This is a genomic window from Streptomyces triticirhizae (assembly GCF_003696235.1).
Classification (GTDB): domain Bacteria; phylum Actinomycetota; class Actinomycetes; order Streptomycetales; family Streptomycetaceae; genus Streptomyces; species Streptomyces triticirhizae.
In genome coordinates this window covers 1-2,377 of sequence record NZ_RFFJ01000362.1, presented here as the reverse complement: position 1 = coordinate 2,377, position 2,377 = coordinate 1, and the positions used below count along the sequence as shown (strand labels likewise).

At 76.8% G+C, this 2,377-nt stretch carries 1 protein-coding gene and 1 pseudogene; both read left to right on the top strand.

All coding sequences use genetic code 11. The features are described from left to right. Positions 1 to 1,323, top strand: a pseudogene (locus EBN88_RS31025) (hypothetical protein); the annotation flags it as partial. Positions 1,324 to 1,467: 144 nt separating this feature from the next. After that, positions 1,468 to 2,377, top strand: a 910-nt coding sequence (locus tag EBN88_RS29585) for a serine/threonine-protein kinase (protein WP_233581121.1), incomplete at its 3' end; no start/stop codon positions are given.

Here is a 2,377-nt window from a genome sequence, read left to right as displayed (position 1 = left end):
GGCCCGGCCCGGTCGGCCCCCGCCCGCACCGGGGAGGCCCGGGCCGGGGACGCCGAGCGGCGCTACCGGGGCCCGGACAGCGCGTTGGCCGCCGAACGCGCCCGGCAGGCGCGGATCACCACCGTGGGCGCCGTCACCGAGCGCTGGGCCCCGGAGCAGGCCGGGCCCGTCTACGAGCACTGGCGGCTGGCGCCGCCGGTCGGCCCGCCGGCCGACTTCTGGGCCCTGGGCGCGCTGCTCTTCCGCGCGGTGCAGGGCTTCCCGGCCTATCCGGAGGAGAGCGCGGCCGAGTTGGTGCAGGCGGTCTGCGCCGAGCAGCCCGCGTTCGCCGAGGACTGCGGCGCGCTCCGCCCGATCGTGGAGTCGCTGCTGCGGCAGGACCCGACCGAGCGGCCCAGCGCCGAGGCGCTGCGCGGCTGGCTCCGTTCGCTGCTGCGCGGCGCGCCCGAGCCCGACGTCGGCCGCCGCACGGTCACCGCGCCGCCGCCCGCGTTGGAGCCGGGCCGCCCGTCCGACCCCAGGCGGCTGCCGATACTGCGCCGCCGTGGTGAGTTGGTCGGCCCGCGCCGGCGCCCGCGCGGGGAGCGCCCCCCGCGCCGGCTCGGCCGGGTGCTGCTGACCCTGGTGCTGCTGGGCCTCGCGGGCGCCGTGGCCTATGTGTTGGCCTTCGCGCCCGGCGAGCGCGACGCGAACGACGCGACCGGCGAGCGCACCCCGGACGTCGACGCCCCGCCGGACGACGCCGAGAACCCGGACCGCCCCGGCGACGTCGAGGGCGCCAACCCCGGCGATGGCGAGGACGAGGCGACGGTCGAGCCCACCGAGGGCGCCACCCAGCCCTCGCCCAACGAGCAGGACAGCCAACCGGCCCCGCCCCCCGAGGGGTTCGAGCTGGTCGACGACGCGGCCGGCTTCGCGCTGGCCGTGCCGGCGGACTGGCAGCGCACGGAGGGCGAACAGGGCCGGATCGTCTACAGCGACGGCGAGGTGGAGATCCTGGTGGTCCCCGGGCGGGACAGCGTGGCCGACTTCGGCGACACGCCGATGGAGTACCAGCTCACCGAGCAGCCGGAGTTGGCGGACTTCAGGGCCTACCAGTTCCGCGACCAGACCGGCCTGATCGAGACCAGGGTCGGCGAGGTCCAGATGGCCGAGGGCGTCTTCGGCTGGCGGGACGGCGACCGCGATGTGGTGGCGTTCAACCGGGTGTTGCTCATCGCCGGTGACTACCATGTCGTTCAGGTGCTCGGTCCCGAGGACCTCAGGGACCGGGTGGCCGACATCTACGACGTCACGGCGGAGAGCTACCGCCGCGCGGGGTAGCGGCCGGCCGGTCCGAACGCCGGAACCACGACCATCCGGCGCGGCGGAGTACGGCCCCGAGCGGCGCGGCGCGGCACCGGCACAGTACGGCGCGGCACAGTACGGCGCGGCACGGAGCACGGGACAACACGGGGAAGCTGTCTGGTGAACGAAGGCGCGCACGCCGTTCCACGCCACGGGGCGGGCGACGGCCAGGGCAGGCTGCTCGGCGGGCGTTATCTGCTGGTCGAGCGGCTGGGGCAGGGCGGGATGGGCACCGTCTGGCGGGCCAGGGACGAGGTGATGGGCCGCGAGGTCGCGGTCAAGGAGCCCCGGCTGCCGGCGAGCGTCGAACCGGCCCGTCGACAGCGGGCGTTCGCCCGGATGCGGCGGGAGGCGACGGCGGCCGCCCGGATCGGGCACCCCGGCGTGATCACCCTGCACGACCTGGTCCTTGAGGACGGCCGCCCCTGGCTGGTGATGGAGCTGGTGCGGGGCGGCTCGCTCGAAGAGCGGCTGGCGGACGGGCCGATCGAACGGGCCGAGGCCGCGCGGATCGGGCTCGGCGTGCTGGAGGCGTTGGTCGCCGCGCACGGCGCCGGCGTGCTGCACCGCGACGTCAAGCCGGCGAACGTGCTGCTCGGGCCGTTCGGCCGGGTGGTGTTGACGGACTTCGGCATCGCCAGGGTGGAGGGCGAGCAGGCGCTGACCGACACGGGAGCGTTCGTCGGCTCGCCCGAGTTCGTCGCGCCCGAGCTGGCGTTGGGCGAACGGCCGGGGCCCGGCGCCGACCTGTGGTCGCTCGGCGTGCTGCTCTACATGGCCACCGAGGGCGCCTCCCCGTTCCGCAGGGACCACTTCGCCGCGACCCTCCAGGCGGTGATCTCCGCGCCGCCCCGGCCGCCGGAACGGGTGGACGACGCGCTGGGCGACCTGGTGCTGCGCCTGCTGAGCAAGCGGCCGAGCGCCCGGCCCGAACCGGAGGAGATCCGGCGGGTGTTGACGCGGGAGGCGGCGGGCGCGCCGGGCGCCGGGGGCGGCTCAGGCGGCGGCGCCTGGCGCCGCCGCCTGCGGC